General features: G+C 67.2%; 12 protein-coding genes. 6 read left to right on the top strand and 6 right to left on the bottom strand.

What is annotated here, in order from left to right; genetic code table 11:
• Nucleotides 1-5 precede the first annotated feature (5 nt).
• Entirely contained in the window at nucleotides 6-350 is a 345-nt protein-coding gene (locus tag NX782_RS20375; RefSeq protein WP_258847368.1) for a MarR family winged helix-turn-helix transcriptional regulator, read from the bottom strand.
• Between the two features lie 159 nt (nucleotides 351-509).
• Here NX782_RS20375 and NX782_RS20370 point away from each other — a divergent pair, with 159 nt between their 5' ends.
• A complete protein-coding gene (locus tag NX782_RS20370) occupies nucleotides 510-1,679 on the top strand; it encodes an HPP family protein (protein WP_258847316.1) in 1,170 nt (389 codons plus the stop codon).
• A 14-nt stretch (nucleotides 1,680-1,693) separates the two neighbouring features.
• Here NX782_RS20370 and NX782_RS20365 read toward each other — a convergent pair whose 3' ends face one another.
• Complete coding sequence (locus NX782_RS20365) at nucleotides 1,694-2,383, bottom strand: UPF0149 family protein (RefSeq protein ID WP_258847315.1); 690 nt, start codon at nucleotides 2,381-2,383, stop codon at nucleotides 1,694-1,696.
• A 334-nt stretch (nucleotides 2,384-2,717) separates the two neighbouring features.
• Between NX782_RS20365 and NX782_RS20360 the strand changes: the two genes are divergently transcribed.
• Complete coding sequence (locus tag NX782_RS20360) at nucleotides 2,718-3,710, top strand: serine/threonine protein kinase (protein WP_258847314.1); 993 nt, start codon at nucleotides 2,718-2,720, stop codon at nucleotides 3,708-3,710.
• Between the two features lie 99 nt (nucleotides 3,711-3,809).
• Nucleotides 3,810-6,161 (top strand): hypothetical protein, encoded by a 2,352-nt coding sequence (locus NX782_RS20355; RefSeq protein WP_258847313.1) that lies wholly within the window; start codon nucleotides 3,810-3,812, stop codon nucleotides 6,159-6,161.
• Between the two features lie 53 nt (nucleotides 6,162-6,214).
• Here NX782_RS20355 and NX782_RS20350 read toward each other — a convergent pair whose 3' ends face one another.
• From NX782_RS20350 to NX782_RS20335, 4 genes are all read right to left on the bottom strand, one after another.
• Nucleotides 6,215-7,195 (bottom strand): CE1 family esterase, encoded by a 981-nt coding sequence (locus NX782_RS20350; RefSeq protein ID WP_258847312.1) that lies wholly within the window; start codon nucleotides 7,193-7,195, stop codon nucleotides 6,215-6,217.
• Entirely contained in the window at nucleotides 7,192-7,602 is a 411-nt protein-coding gene (locus NX782_RS20345; RefSeq protein WP_258847311.1) for a DUF8785 domain-containing protein, read from the bottom strand. Before NX782_RS20345 ends, NX782_RS20350 begins: the two co-directional genes overlap by 4 nt.
• A gap of 85 nt (nucleotides 7,603-7,687) precedes the next feature.
• Nucleotides 7,688-8,263, bottom strand: a complete 576-nt coding sequence (locus NX782_RS20340; protein WP_258847310.1) for a TerD family protein — start codon at nucleotides 8,261-8,263, stop codon at nucleotides 7,688-7,690.
• Between the two features lie 22 nt (nucleotides 8,264-8,285).
• A complete protein-coding gene (locus NX782_RS20335) occupies nucleotides 8,286-9,317 on the bottom strand; it encodes a DUF475 domain-containing protein (protein WP_258847309.1) in 1,032 nt (343 codons plus the stop codon).
• Between the two features lie 136 nt (nucleotides 9,318-9,453).
• Here NX782_RS20335 and NX782_RS20330 point away from each other — a divergent pair, with 136 nt between their 5' ends.
• The 3 genes from NX782_RS20330 to NX782_RS20320 all read left to right on the top strand — a co-directional run bounded on the left by NX782_RS20330 (nucleotide 9,454) and on the right by NX782_RS20320 (nucleotide 14,492).
• Nucleotides 9,454-9,873 carry a divergent PAP2 family protein gene (locus tag NX782_RS20330; protein ID WP_258847308.1) on the top strand — a complete coding sequence of 140 codons (420 nt, stop codon included), beginning with the start codon at nucleotides 9,454-9,456 and terminating at the stop codon, nucleotides 9,871-9,873.
• 236 nt (nucleotides 9,874-10,109) lie between these two features.
• On the top strand, nucleotides 10,110-11,273 hold the full coding sequence (locus NX782_RS20325) for an efflux RND transporter periplasmic adaptor subunit (protein WP_258847307.1): 1,164 nt from the start codon (nucleotides 10,110-10,112) through the stop codon (nucleotides 11,271-11,273).
• Between the two features lie 15 nt (nucleotides 11,274-11,288).
• Nucleotides 11,289-14,492, top strand: coding sequence for an efflux RND transporter permease subunit (locus NX782_RS20320; RefSeq protein WP_258847306.1), 3,204 nt, complete (start codon nucleotides 11,289-11,291; stop codon nucleotides 14,490-14,492).
• The last annotated feature ends 107 nt before the right edge of the window (nucleotides 14,493-14,599 follow it).

The raw sequence follows: 14,599 nt of genomic DNA, 5'->3' as shown, positions 1-14,599 counted from the left end.
TGCGCTCAGGGCAGGTCGGGAATCGTGAACACGCCTTGCAGGGCGCGCAGCTGGTCGCGGTGGACCTGGGCCAGGCGCGTGAGAATGGCTTCGCCGGCCGGCAGCAGGTGGACCTCGACGCGGCGGCGGTCCTCGGCATGGGTGCGGCGCTCGACCAGACCGGCTTCCTCGCAGCGCGTGACCAGCGCGACCACGCCGTGCTGCCTGGCCTGCAGGCGCTCGGCCAGCTCGCCGATGGTGGCCCACTCGCGGTCCTTGAAGCCCTTGATGTGCAGCAGCAGCAGGTACTGCAGGGGCGTGATGCCTTCCGCCTGGACGGCGTTTTCGGAGAAGTGCTCGTAGCGCCGCATCTGGTAGCGGAATTCGGACAAGGCGGTAAAGTCGGCCTTTTGAAGCGCGGCCTTTTGCAGCGCGGCTTTGGCTGAGGGTTTCTTCACTGGATGGCTGGTGGGCAGAGATGGGCCGGATAATATATCATGTTGTGATATTCTTTCCTTCGAAGCCACATCTTGCATCAGACCCTCAACTGGTTGCGCGCCTTCGTCCCGCAACGTAATACCGTCCCGCGCCACGAACGGATGCGGGCCGTGGCCGGCGCCCTGGTCGGCCTCCTGCTTACCGCCGGCCTCAGCATGCACCTGGTCGGCACGGCGACCCTGCCGCTGGCGCTGGTGGCGCCGATGGGCGCCTCGGCCGTGCTGCTGTTTTGCGTGCCGGCCAGCCCGCTGGCGCAACCCTGGTCGGTGATCGGCGGGAACACCATCTCGGCGCTGGTCGGCATTGCCTGCGCCAAGGCGATCGGCAATCCGCTGCTGGCCGGACCCCTGGCCGGCGCGCTGGCGATCCTGGTGATGTTCCTGCTGCGCTGCCTGCACCCGCCGAGCGGCGCGGTGGCCCTGACCACGGTGCTGGGCGGCCCGGCCGTGCACGCCGCCGGCTTCGGCTTCGCCTTCGTGCCGGTGGGCCTGAACTCGGCCCTGATCGTGCTGGTCGCGCTGGTCTTCAACAACCTGACCGGGCGCCGCTATCCGCACGCCCAGCAGTCGATGCTGAAGAACGTGCACGCCACGCGCGACCCGGTGCCGACCGCGCGCATCGGCTTTACCAGGGAAGACCTGGACGCCGCGCTGGCGCGCTACGGCCAGGTGCTGGACATCAGCCGCGACGACCTGGAAGAAATCCTGCTCGAGACCGAAGCCCAGGCTTACGGCCGCCGGTTCGGCGTGATCACCTGCGGCGCCATCATGTCGAAGGATGCGGTGACGGTCCGTCCCGGCATGCCGCTGGGCGAGGCCTGGCGCCTGCTGCGCCAGCACGGCCTGCATGCGCTGCCGGTGCTGGACAAGGCCGGCCGGGTGGTCGGCGTGGTCGGCCAGAACGATTTCCTGCACCACCTGGGTCTGGACGACTACCAGACCCTCAGCGAGCGCCTGCGCGGCCTGGCCGGCCACCTGTTCGGCCTGCGCGGCGAACGCCCGGCCAAAGTGGTCGACATCATGCAGCGCCACGTGCAGACGGTGGGCGCGACCGATCCGATCGCGGAACTGGTGCCGCTGATGAGCAACCGCGGCCTGCACCATATCCCGGTGGTGGATGCCGGCGGCATCTTCGCCGGCGTCGTCAGCCACTCGGACCTGCTGGCGGCACTGTTCGAAGGCCGCCTGACGGAGCCTGCGTAGTCAGTTGGCTTTGATCAGGCCTGTTCGGCGCCGCAGCACTTCTTGAACTTCTTGCCGCTGCCGCAGGGGCAGTCGTCGTTGCGGCCGACCTTGGGCTCTTCGCGGCGCACGGTCTCGACCGCGGCCTTGCGGCGCGGCAGCCAGTAGCGGTGGATGGCCGGCAGGTTGGCTTCGATCTCCAGCGCCAGTTTGTGGGCCAGGCGCGGGTCTTCGACTTCGGCCAGTTCGCTTTCGTCGATCTCGTCGGCGCCCAGCAGGTAGATCGGGCGCATCATCGGGCCGGCTTCCGATTCCCAGATTTCGTCCCAGGAGCCGGGGCGCAGGTCCATGCCTTCCCAGAAGCCCCAGCACCAGGCTTCGGCATCGATCAGGGTTTCGCCGTCGACTTCGTGCTCGACATACAGCGGCTCGAATTCCTTGGGCGCGACCTCGAAGGTGATCAGCACTTCGTTCATGAAGCGCATGATCAGGTTGACGATGCGCTGCTCTTCCTTCGGGTTCTTCCATTTCGGCACAGCGCCTTCCTCGCCCCAGACGCGCGGCAGCCACTCGGCCGGCATGATGGATTCCGGGCCGATCGCGATCGCGGTCAGGTAGCCGTGCAGGGTGTCCATCGTCATCGCGCCTTCCGGGCTGCGTTCGGACAGCAGGAAGTTGTCGAGATCGTCGAATTCTTTGTCGGTGAGGGGCTGTTCGAGTTGCATGTGTATATCTTGTACTGAGGTGATGACGGTCGTCGAAGGCGCCAGTTTAACGCTTGCGGCAGGAGGCCGGCAAAAAAAGCGCCGGAGGGCCTCGCGCGGCCGTCCGGCGCAAACGGAAAATCGGTGTCGGTACAGGACTCAATGACAAGCTCTTCCGTTCAAATGTTCGGTACGTCCACACACATTGTGCGCATCATTGATGGTGAAATCGGCAAATTCACGCTCAGTTGGATTCTTGCCGGAAAAATATGCTGCCTTTGTTGCGAGCTGAAGCATAAATTCGACAAATCGGAGCGCGGGTGCGCAGGCCTGCTGCCGGCCTTACAATGGCGGCATGGAAGATCAAACCGAAACACATCCTTTCTCGCGTCTCGACCCCTTGATGGTGCTGGATGCGGTCGACAGCGTCGGCCTGCGCGGCGACGGCCGGCTGCTGGCGCTGAACAGCTACGAAAACCGGGTCTACCGCGTCGGCCGCGAAGAGGGCCAGCCGGTGGTGGTCAAGTTCTACCGGCCGGAACGCTGGAGCGACGCCGCCATCCTCGAAGAACACGCCTTCACCCAGGAGCTGGCGGAGGCCGAGGTGCCGGTGGTGCCGGCGCGCGTGCTGGACGGCCGCACCCTGCACGAATTCGGCGGCTTTCGCTTTGCCGTCTTCCCGAGCCGCGGCGGACGCGCGCCCGAGCTGTCCGACCCCAAGGTGCTGGAATGGATAGGGCGCTTCATCGGCCGCATCCACGCGGTCGGCGCCGTGAAATCTTTCGAACAGCGTCCGGCGCTGAATCTCGACACCTTCGGCCGCGAGCCGCGCGCCTGGCTGCTCGGCCATGGCTTCATCCCGCATGAACTGCTGACCGCTTATGCCAGCGTGCTCGACCAGGCGCTGGACGGCGTCGCACGCTGCTTCGAGCGCGCCGGCGAATTGCCGCTGCTGCGCCTGCACGGCGATTGCCATGCCGGCAATGTGCTGTGGACCGGCGACGGCCCGCACTTCGTCGACTTCGACGACAGCCGCATGGGCCCGGCGGTGCAGGACCTGTGGATGCTGCTTTCGGGCGAGCGCCAGGAGATGGTGCGCCAGATGGGCGACGTGCTGGCCGGTTACGAAGACTTTTGCGAATTCGATCCGCGCCAGCTCTACCTCGTGGAAGCGCTGCGCACGCTGCGCCTGATTCATTACTCGGCCTGGCTGGCGATGCGCTGGGACGATCCGGCCTTCCCGGCGGCTTTCCCCTGGTTCAATACCCAGCGCTACTGGCAGGACCGCATCCTGGAGCTGCGCGAGCAGGTCGCATTAATGGATGAGCCGCCGCTGTGGCCCGTGTGATTCCAGGAATTGGCTGGGATTTGCCGCTGTGTTCGGCGTGACAGGTTTTCCAGCCGTGCCGCATAATCACGCTAAGCCCCAGTCCGCCCGCGAGAAGCCATGACCGATCATCCCGACCACCACGACGACGCCGATTTCACGATCGACCTGATGCCCGCATCCCACGAGCATGTGGCACCAGGCGTCGAGCCGCAGCGCGAGCAGCTGGAGCAGCGCGCGATCAAGGAAGGCATCGCGCGGGTCGAGGCCGAGGCCAAGGCCGCGGTGGCGGCCGAGAACCGTGCCCACGCCGAGGCGCGCGCACGCAGTCTGGCCGAGGAGCGCGCGGCGATCGATGCCGAGGCCGCGGCCGCCGCGCTGGCGAATGCCCAGGCCTCGGAAGAGGCGATCGAAGTCAACCGCGACCGCATTGACACGCTGCGCGCCGCCGCCAAGGCCGCAGCCGAGCGCCTGGAAGCGATGCGCCAGGAAACCGCCGAGCTGCGCGCGCGCGTCGAAGCCGACACCCAGATCCGGCTGGCCGCCGAGTCGCGCGCCCGCGCCCAGGAAGAAGCGCGCCGCCGTGCCGAGGAGCAGGCGAAAGCCGACGCCGAGCTGGCCGAACGCGCCGCCCGCCAGGCCGATGAGCTGGCGCAGCAGGCCGAGCAGGCGCGCCTGCAGGCCGCCGAGCGGGTCGCCGCCGTGCATGCGGCGCGCGAGGAAGTCAGCCATAGCGCCAGCGCCGATGCGCGCGTGGCGATCCTGGCGCGCGAACGCGAGCGCGCCGAAAAGGCCGCCCGTCAGACCGCCGAGAAGCTGGCCGCAGCCGAAGCCGAGGCGCTGGAATTGGCGCTGCAGCGCGAGCGTGCTGACCAGGTCGCGCTGGCGAATAGTTTCGCGCGTGCCGCCGCCGAGGCGAGGGCGCTGGAAGAAGCGCGCGCCCTGGCCCATATCGAGCAGGAACGCGAAGCGATCGCCCTGGCCCAGGCCGAGTACGAGCGCACCGCCGCGCAATCGCTGCGCATGCGCCTGCAGACCGAGAAGGAAGTGCGCGATACCGTGGTCCACCGCGAACGCCTGGAAGCGATGGCCGTCGCCGCCCTCGAGGCGCGGCGCGAGGCCGAAAGCCGCATCCTGGCCGCCACCGAGGCGCGCATCGAAGCCGACCGCAAGCTGCGCGAAGTCGCGCTGGAGCGTGCCCAGGCCGAGGAAGAGGAAGCGGCCCAGGCCCAGGCGCGCCTGGATGCCGAGCGCTTTGCCGCCGAACAGGCCCAGCTGCGCGCCGAAGCCGACCGCCAGGCGGCGCAGGCGGCGGCATTGGACGCCGAGCAGCAGCAGCGCGAACGGCAGCTCGCCGAGGAACGCGCCGCCCAGGCGGCGGCCGCGGCCCAGGCTCGCGCCGCGGAAAATGCGGCCGAACAGGCGCGCCTGGCGCTGGAAGCCGAACAGGCCGAACTGCAGCGCGAAGCGGCGCGCCTGGCCGAACGGCGTGTCCAGGAAGCCGAAGCGCTGGCGGCCGCCGAGCGCGAACGCGTGCGTGCCGAGCAGGAAGCGCTGGCGGCACTCGCCCAGCGCCAGCAGGCGGAGGAGGCGCTGGCCGCCGCCGCCCAGGCCAGGGTCGCCGCCGAGCAGGAACAGGCAGCACTGCTGCGGGCCCAGGCCGAACACGAACAGCGCGTGCTGGCCGCGCGCCAGGAAGCCGTCGCCGCCCAGCACCAGGCGACGTTGGACGCCGCGCGCCAGGCCGAGCAGGAGCAAAGCATCGCCGCGGCGCAGCAGCAGGATGCCGCGACGGCGGCCCACCGCGCTGACGCCGCGGCTGCGCAAGCTGCCGAACTGGCGCGGGTGCAGGCGGAGCGGATGGCAGCAGAGGGCCGCCAGCATGCCTTGGCCGCGGAAGTGATGGCGGCCGAGCAGGAGGCCGCCGACGCTGCCCGCGAAGCGCTGCTGCTGCTGGAACAGAAGCTGGCCGCCCAGCGCCAGCAGGCCGCGCTGGATGCCCGTGCCAACGAAGCGGCGGGCGCGCGCCTCGCTTCCGAGCAGGCAGCCATCGCCGCCGCCGAAGCGCGTGCCAAGGCCGAGGAAGAACGGGCCCAGTTGGCCAGAATGCGCGAGCAGGCCGAGCAGGCCGCGGCCCAGGCCGCGATGGACAAGCGCGATGCCCAGCGCGCGCTGCTGGAGCATGCCCAGCAGGCCGCCGAGATGCAGCGCAAGTCGCTGCAGGCGACCCTGGAAATGGCGGATGCCAAGCGCCGCCTGGTGGAACTGGAAGCCGGGCGCCAGGAAGAACAGGTGGCGGAGCTGGGCGCGCTGCGCGAACAGATCGACGCGCTGCAGGCCGAAGCCAAGCAGCGCGCCGAATCGGCCGACCTGGCGCGTGAAGTGCTGGGGCGTTTTTCGCAGCTGCCGTCGGCGCAGCAGGCGGCGGCGCGCCTGGCCGAAGCGGTGGCGAAGCAGCGCGGCGAAAGCTGAGCGGACCCCAAAAGCCCGTGCTTTAGCGCGCCTCTTAGGGCGCGCGCGCCTGGTCAGCGTGCGCCCGTCGCCCGCTTGTCCTTGAAGAAATTCCAGGCCTCCTCGGCCGTATCGACGTCGTGGTTCATGTTGCCGACCAGCTTGCGCAGCACCCACGGCAATTCCTCATTGCGCGAAGCGTGCGTGTGGCCGCCGCCGTCGATGCGCATGAATTCGACTTGCACGCGCGCCGGGTCGTTGCCCCAGACGTAGCGCGTGGCCGAGGTCGGGTCCGAGGACTGCAGGTGCGGCAGGCGGAAGCTGACCGGCACTTCCGGCAGGCCGGCGGCGCGGCGCCACACCGCCACCGATTCGTCGGCGCTGACGCCGCTGCCGCGGTCGCGCAGCAGCCAGTGCCCGACCTTGCCGCCGTTGTAGGGCGCGATGCGGTCGGCGGTGCCGTGCGAAATGAACACCGAGATCGGATGGCTGGGCGGCTTGCAGCGGCTCTGCATCGGCATCAGCGCGCTTTGCACGCCGAGCGCGGCCAGCTTGGGCGCCAGTTCGATGCCGAGGCGGTAGACCATCCCGCCGCCGTTCGAGCTGCCGTACACGTAGATGCGCTCCGGATCGGCGCCGAGCTCGTTGACGGCGGCGTCGATCAGGGCGGCGATGAAGCCGACGTCGTCGCTGGTGGCATTGCCGGCAGCGTCCGCGCGGCAGTCGTTCCAGGCCTGTTTGCCGTCGCTGCCCTTGATGCCGTCCGGCGCAATCAACATCACGCGCTCGCGTTCGGCGAGGCGGATCCAGTCTTGCGCTTTATAGAGGCCGAAGGATTCCAGTCCGACCATGAAGGCGGCCGAGGCGCCGTGCCCGTGCAGCAGGATGACGGTGGGGCGGCTGCTGCGCGCCAGGCGATCGGGCTCGACCACCAGGTAGTGGCGCCGGCCCTCGGGGCGCAGCAGCGTGTAGTCGACGATGGTGGAGGCGGCGGCCGTTCCCGCCGCCGCTGCCAAGCCTGCCGCCGTCAGCCAGCCCGCAGCGCGTGCCCTCATTGCGTGCCCGGATTCGGCGCAACCGGGTTGCTGCCGCCGATCACGGCTTTTTCGACGAAGTAGCTGGTCTCGCCAAAGCAGGAGGTCGGCAGGCCGACGTGCTGCGCGTAGCTGAGCTGGACGCGCTGGCCCATGGCCGACTGCAACTGCTTCACGACGTTCTCATCGCGCACGGTGAAGGCGAAGCGCTCGGGAATCGCACCCGGCATGCTCGACAGCAGGATCTCGCCTTCCCAGGTCTTGCACAGCCAGCCCTTGCGCGACAGCTTCTGCAGGTAGCCGGCGCGTTCGCCTTCCGAGTATGACCAGTGCAGGACGATGGCCGTGTACAGCGCGAACAGCACGAGCGCGGCGACGATGACGGAGGCGATGAGAACGCTGGCGCGGCGCGGGAAGGTCGAGGGCATGGCTTATGAGGATGAGTGAAGTCGCGCCCATTCTGCCGATGAGCGCGAGGATTGTCAAAAGCTCATGCGCCGGAGGGGTTGGCGCTTAGACGTTGACCCCGAAGGAACGCGCCAGCGGGCCCAGGCCGCCGTTGTAGCCCTGGCCGACGGCGCGGAATTTCCACTCGCTGCCATAACGGTAGAGTTCGCCGAAGATCATCGCCGTCTCGGTCGAGCTGTCCTCGGACAGGTCGTAGCGTGCGATTTCGCGTTCGCCGTCCGCATTCAGGCAGCGGATGAAGGCGCGCGCCACCTGGCCGAAGCTCTGGCGGCGCTGGTCCGCTTCGTGAATGGTGACGGCAAAGGCGATCTTCTCGATGTCGGCCGGTACCCGGCTCAGGTCGACGATCAGGCGCTCGTCGTCGCCTTCGCCCTGGCCGGTGCGGTTGTCGCCGGTGTGCTTGACCGCGCCGTCCGAGGATTGCAGGTTGTTGTAGAAGATGAAGTCGGCATCGCCGCGCACCTTGCCGTCGCCGCGCAGCAGGAAGGCGCTGCCGTCGAGGTCGAAGGTGGCGCCGTCGGTCGCGCGCGGATCCCAGCCCAGGCCGATGATGACGCGCTTGAGGGTCGGATCTTCCTTGGACAGGTTGACGTTGCCGCCTTTTTGCAGACTGATCGCCATGTTATTTTCCTTTCTCTAAAAGTTATGCGAGCTGTTCGCGCCGCTTGTAACGGATCGAAGACCACAACGATACCAGGATGAAGGCGATGCCGGAAAGGCCGGTGAACCATTCGGGGATCTCGTATTCGACGCTGGCGAACATGATCAGGGCCAGTATACCGATCGCGTAGTGGGCGCCGTGCTCGAGGTAGACGAATTCCTCCAGCGTGCCGCGGTGCACCAGGAACACGGTCAGCGAACGCACGAACATCGCACCGATGGCCAGGCCCAGCATGATGATGACGACGTCGTTGGTAATGGCGAAGGCGCCGATCACGCCGTCGAAGCTGAACGAAGCATCCAGCACCTCGAGGTAGAGGAAGCCGCCGATGCTGCCCTGCGAGATCATCTTGCCGACCGATGGGTCCGATTCCTCCTCTTCGAGCAGGCCGCTGAACCAGTTCACGCCGACGTAGACGATCACGCCGACCACGCCGGCCATCAGCACCCGCAGCTTTTGCGCCTCGGGCACCAGGCTCATGCAGCCGAACACGGCCAGCAGGGTCAGCAGGATGGCCAGGCCTTCGCTGCCGAAATGGCCGACCTTTTCTTCGATCCAGCCCAGCCAGTGGAGTTCCTTCTCCTCGTCGAACAGGAAGTTGAGGAAGACCAGCAGCAGGAAGGCGCCGCCGAAGGCCGCGACCTCGGCATGCTGGGCGGTGAGGATGCGCGCATACTCGTCCGGCGTGCTGGTCGCCATGTGCCAGACGTCAATCAGGCCGAGGCCGGTCGCTACCGACACGATCAGCAGCGGGAACAGCAGGCGCATGCCGAACACGGCCACCAGGATGCCGACCGTCAGGAACAGGCGTTGCCAGAACGCGTTCCAGTTGCGCAGCACCGAGGCGTTCACCACCGCGTTGTCGAAGGACAGCGACACTTCAAGCACGCCCAGCACGGCCGCGATCCACAGCGCCTGCAGTAGCCCGCCGCTGCCGCCATGGCTGTAGCCCCACCAGGCGGCCAGCGCCAGCAGGACGGCTGTCACCGCGAAAGACAGCTTGAAATGTTGCATCGGGTTCTCCTTATGTACTACGTTGTCTTATAAACCACACTGAACTGCATATTACTGGTTTCTCCCTGTGGCAGGCGCATCGCTTCTGCGATAATGCTGCCCGGCATTTCTTTTGTACTAACACATCGGAACTCACATGGACTTCACATACCTGCTGACCCCGCTGCTGACCTGGCTGGTGGTCGGCCCGATCAAATTCCTGATCAACAGTGCCCGTCAGGGACGCTGGGCGTTCAACCTGGTCGGCAATGGCGGCTTCCCGAGCAACCACAGCGCCACCGTGACCAGCATGGCGACCCTGATCGCGCTGCGCGAGGGCATCGGCCACCCGGCCTTTGGCGTGGCGGTCACGCTGTGCTTCATCGTGATGATCGACGCCAACAGCCTGCGCCAGCACGTCGGCCGCCAGGCCGCTGCCATCAACCGCCTGGCCGAGGGCAAGGAAGGTTTCCGCCAGTTGCGCGAGCGCATGGGCCACACCCTGGTCGAGATCGGCGGCGGGATTGTTACCGGTATCCTGATGGGTAACCTGGTGTACCACCTGTTCGTCAAGTAATTCTCCATGACAGGCGGCGTCCGCCGCCTGTCCGCCCGGTGTCCGCTTGGTGTCCATTTGCGGACGCATTTCATCCCCGCCAACTGCAGTTCATCCGCAAAAAACGCAGTTCATCCCCCGAAAACCACGCTCTGCCGAACCTCGATTGACGCAGGTGTCGGGCTCACGGATACTTCGCGCTGGCTTTTTCTATTCTTATATTTACAGGCATCGCGTCCACTCGGGAGAACCAAGAAATGCTGCGCAAAACCCTACTCGTCCTTGCCATTGCCTCGGCGCTCGCCGCCTGCGGCAAAGCTGACAAGGACCCCGCCAAGCCGGCCGCCGCCAAGGCGCAGGCCGACGCCGGCAAGGACGGCAAACCTGTCCAGCTGCTGGTGGCACCGGAAGACGTGCTGACGGTACAAAGCAATGCGCTCGCTTCGGGTCCCGTGATCACCGGTTCGATCCAGCCGGAACGCAAGGCCGACCTGCGCGCCGAAGTGTCCGCGGTGGTCCTGCAGGTGCTGAAGGAGAACGGCGAACCGGTCAAGCGCGGCGACGTGCTGGTCAAGCTCGACGAAACCTCGATCCGCGACAGCCTGATGTCGGCCGAGGAAGCCCTGCGCGCCGCCACCCAGGCCTTCGACCAGTCGCAGCGCGCGCTCGACCGCCTGAAGACCCTGCGCGCCTCCGGCATGACCTCGGCCCAGGCCCTGGACGATGCCGAAGTCCGCCGCAACAATGCCCAGAGCGAAGTCTCGGCCGCGCGTGCGCGCCTGGCGACGGCGCGCCAGCAGGTCGGCCGTACCGTGGTGCGCGCGCCGTTCGACGGCATCGTCTCCGATCGCAAGGTGTCCGCCGGCGATACCGCCGCCATCGGCAAGGAACTGCTGAAGGTCATCGATCCGACCAGCATGCGCTTCGAGGGCCGCGTCTCGGCCGACAAGATCGCCGCCGTGAAGGTCGGCCAGCCGGTCATGTTCCGGGTCAACGGCTATGGCGAGCAGCAGTTCACCGGCACCGTCAAGCGCATCGATCCGTCGGCCAACGACGTCACCCGCCAGGTCGAGGTGCTGGTCGGCCTGTCGAACGCGAACCAGCCGCGCGTGGCCGGCCTGTATGCCGAAGGCCGCGTCGATGCCGAGCTGAACGATGCCCTGACCCTGCCGGAAGCGGCGATGGTGAAGGCCGGCGACAAGACCTATGTCTGGAAGGTCAAAGGCAAGACCCTGGCCAGGACCGATCTGACGGTGGGCGCGCGCGACCCGCGTACCGGCAATTACGAGATCAAGGGCGGCCTGGCCGCCGGCGACACCGTGCTGCGCCATCCGAGCTCGAACCTGAAGGACGGCCAGGCGGTCGAGATGGCCGCGGCCAGGGTCGCCAGCGCCAGCAACGGCCAGGCCCAGGGCCGGTAACCGGGAAATACGACCATGTTCCTTTCCAATTTCAGCGTCAAGAAGCCCGTCGCCACGATTGTGCTGATCATCGCGATGATGTGCATGGGTCTGTACGCCTTGACCAAGCTGCGCGTCAACAACGAGCCCGACGTCCAGATCCCGATCCTGGTGGTGACCGTCCCGTATCCGGGCGCCTCGCCCGAGACCAGCGAGCGCGAGATCGTCAACCGTCTCGAAAAGCAGATGCAGGCCGTCAGCGGCGTGACCGAGGCGCGTGCCTATGCCAACGAGGGCAGCGCCACCATCGTGCTGCAGTTCGACTTCAAGCGTAACCTGATCGAGGCCTCGGACGACGTGCGCAACGCGATCGCCGCAGTGCGCTACAAGCTGCCGATCGAGATGCGCGAACCGGTGCTGCGCCGGGTCGACCCGTCGGCCCAGCCGATCATGAACCTGTCGCTCAACTCGAGCACCCAGAGCCACGCCGAACTGTCGCGCCTGGCCGAGGACGTGCTGGCCGACCGCTTCCGCGGCGTCGACGGCGTGGCCGACGTGCAGGTCGGCGGTTCGCTCAAGCGCGAGCTGTCGGTGCTGCTGCACGCGGAAAAGCTGCGCGAGTACAACGTGTCGGTGAACGACGTGACCAATGCGCTGTCGCGCCAGAACACCAACGCCCCGGTCGGCAAGGTGCGCGGGCCGCTGGAAGAGAAGGGCATCCGCCTGGTCGGCCGCATCGAGCGCCCCGACGACTTCTCGCAGGTGGTGGTCAAGCGTAACGGCGACACCGTGGTGCGCCTGAACCAGGTGGCCGATATCAAGGACGGCTTCGGCGACATCGACAGCCTGTCGATCCGCAGCGGCAAACCCGACGTCGGCATCTCGATCATCCGTTCGCGCGAGGCCTCGACCGTGACCATCGCCAAGAAGGTCAATGCGATGATCGAAGAGGTGCGCAAGGAGCTGCCGGCCGGCACCAAGCTGGAAGTGACCTGGGACGGCGGCGAGTCGGCCCAGAGCAGCCTGAACAACGTGATCGAATCGCTGGTGTTCGGCGCCGTGCTGACCATCTTCGTGGTGTACGCGTTCCTGAACTCGTGGCGCTCGACCCTGATCACCGCGCTGTCGCTGCCGACCTCGGTGCTGGCGGCCTTCATCGCGGTCTGGCTGTGCGGCTTCACGCTGAACTTCATGACCCTGCTCGGGCTGTCGCTGGCGATCGGCGTGCTGATCGACGATGCCATCGTGGTGCGGGAAAACATCGTGCGCCACATGGAGAACGGTGAGGACCGCCGCACCGCGGCCCTGAACGGCACCGCCGAGATCGGCATGGCCGTGGCCTCGACCACCTTCTCGATCATGGCCGTGTTCGTGCCGGTCGCGTTCATGGGCGGCATCGCCGGCGAATGGTTCCGTCCGTTCGCGCTGACCGTGACCTGCTCGGTCGCGGTGTCGCTGCTGATCTCGTTCACGCTCGACCCGATGATGTCGGCTTACTGGGGTGACCCGCCGGGCCACCACCATGCGCCGAAGAAGGGCCTGGAAAAATACCTGGCCCGGTTCAATACCTGGTTCGATCACCAGGCCGACCGCTACGGCAACGTGATCGCCTGGGCGCTGCACCATCGCCGCTCGATGGCTGCGATCGCGGTGCTGGCCCTGGTGTCGGCCGTCGGCCTGCAGATGTGGAAGGGCGGCGTGGCCTTCCAGCCCAAGATGGACCAGGGACAGATCAAGATCGAGGTGCGGACCCCGGCCTCGTCCTCGGTCGAGTACGCCCGCCTGAAGATGGAAGAGGCGGCCGCCATCGCGCGCACCCTGCCGGAGACCAAGGACACCAACAGCTCGATCAACGTGAACGGCGGCTCGATCTACGTCGACATCGGCAAGCGCCGCGAGCGCAAGCGCAGCGCCGCCGAGGTGGCGGTTGCCCTGCGCGAGAAGGTCAGCCGGCTGGTGGGCGCCGAGTACGTCGTGATGGACGACCTGAGCGGCAACGGCAAGCCGGTGTCCCTCGACTTCAGCGGCCCGGATTCGCGCAAGCTGATGGAAATCACCTCGCTGTACATGGAAAAACTGCGCCAGGTGCCGGGTGCGGTCGACGTGACCCTGTCGCAGCAGGACCCGAAGGACGAGCTGCAGATCGAACTCGACCGCGGCCTGGCGAACATGATGGGCATTTCGGTCGGCGACGCCGCCAGCGCGCTGCGCGTGGCCTTCGCCGGCATCGAGGTCGGCGACTGGGTCGACCCGACCGGCCAGAGCCGCGACGTGGCGGTGCGCCTGCATCCGAACGACCGCGTCAGCACCGACAACATCGAGCGCCTGCCGATCGCGGTCAGCGGCACCAACATGATGGTGCCGCTCGACCAGATCGCGAAGGTCACGATGGGCAAGGGGCCGTCGGCGATCGCGCACCGGGATGGCAAGCGCGTGGTCACCGTCACCGCCAATGCCCAGGGCCGTTCGAACGGCGAAGTGATGGCCGACGCGATGAAGCTGGCCAATACGATGGACTTCCCGCCGGGCTACGGCCTGGCGGTGGGCGGCCAGAGCAAGATCATGAACGAGGTGTTCACCAACCTGGGCATCGGCCTGGTGTCCGGCATCGGCCTGATGTACCTGATCCTGGTGATGCAGTTCGGCTCGTTCACTGCGCCGCTGGGCGTGATGATGTCGCTGCCGCTGTCGCTGATCGGCGTCGTGCTGGCCCTGATCCTGACCGGCGGCACCCTGAACATGATGAGCTTCATCGGCATCATCATGCTGATGGGTCTGGTGGCCAAGAACGCGATCCTGCTGCTGGATGCGGCGCGTTCCCGCGAAGCCGAGGGCATGGACCGCGAAGAGGCGCTGATGGCGGCCGGCCGCGCGCGCCTGCGTCCGATCCTGATGACGACCTTCGCGCTGATCGCCGGCATGCTGCCGGTGGCGCTGGCCCTGGGCGACTCGGGCGAGTTCTACCAGCCGCTGGCGATCTCCATCATCGGCGGCACCATCACCTCGACCATGCTGACCCTGCTGGTCGTGCCGACCTTTTACGACAGCATCGAGATCGCGAAGGACCGCATGGCCGCCAAGTTCCGCCGCCGGGTGGCGCGCTTCACGGTGCTGCCGGCCTTCGTGATGACCTTTGTGGAAGCGATCCTCACCATCGTCCTGGTGCGCTTCGTGTTCCGCCTGATCGTCAAGGCGGGCCGCTTCGCCACCGGCCGCCGCGAGGGTACCGCGGCTGCCTGATTCCGGTCTCGGCTGGACAGCAAAAAGGCCTGCGCGAGCAGGCCTTTTCTTTTGGGATTTCGATCCCGGTTCCGTCAGGCGGCATGCACTGCAGCCGCTTTCGCCGC

The sequence above is a fragment of the Massilia norwichensis genome, from assembly GCF_024753245.1.
GTDB classification, from domain to species: domain Bacteria; phylum Pseudomonadota; class Gammaproteobacteria; order Burkholderiales; family Burkholderiaceae_D; genus Telluria; species Telluria norwichensis.
Note: the sequence above shows the minus strand (reverse complement) of the source record. Positions and strands in the feature narration are given on the sequence as shown.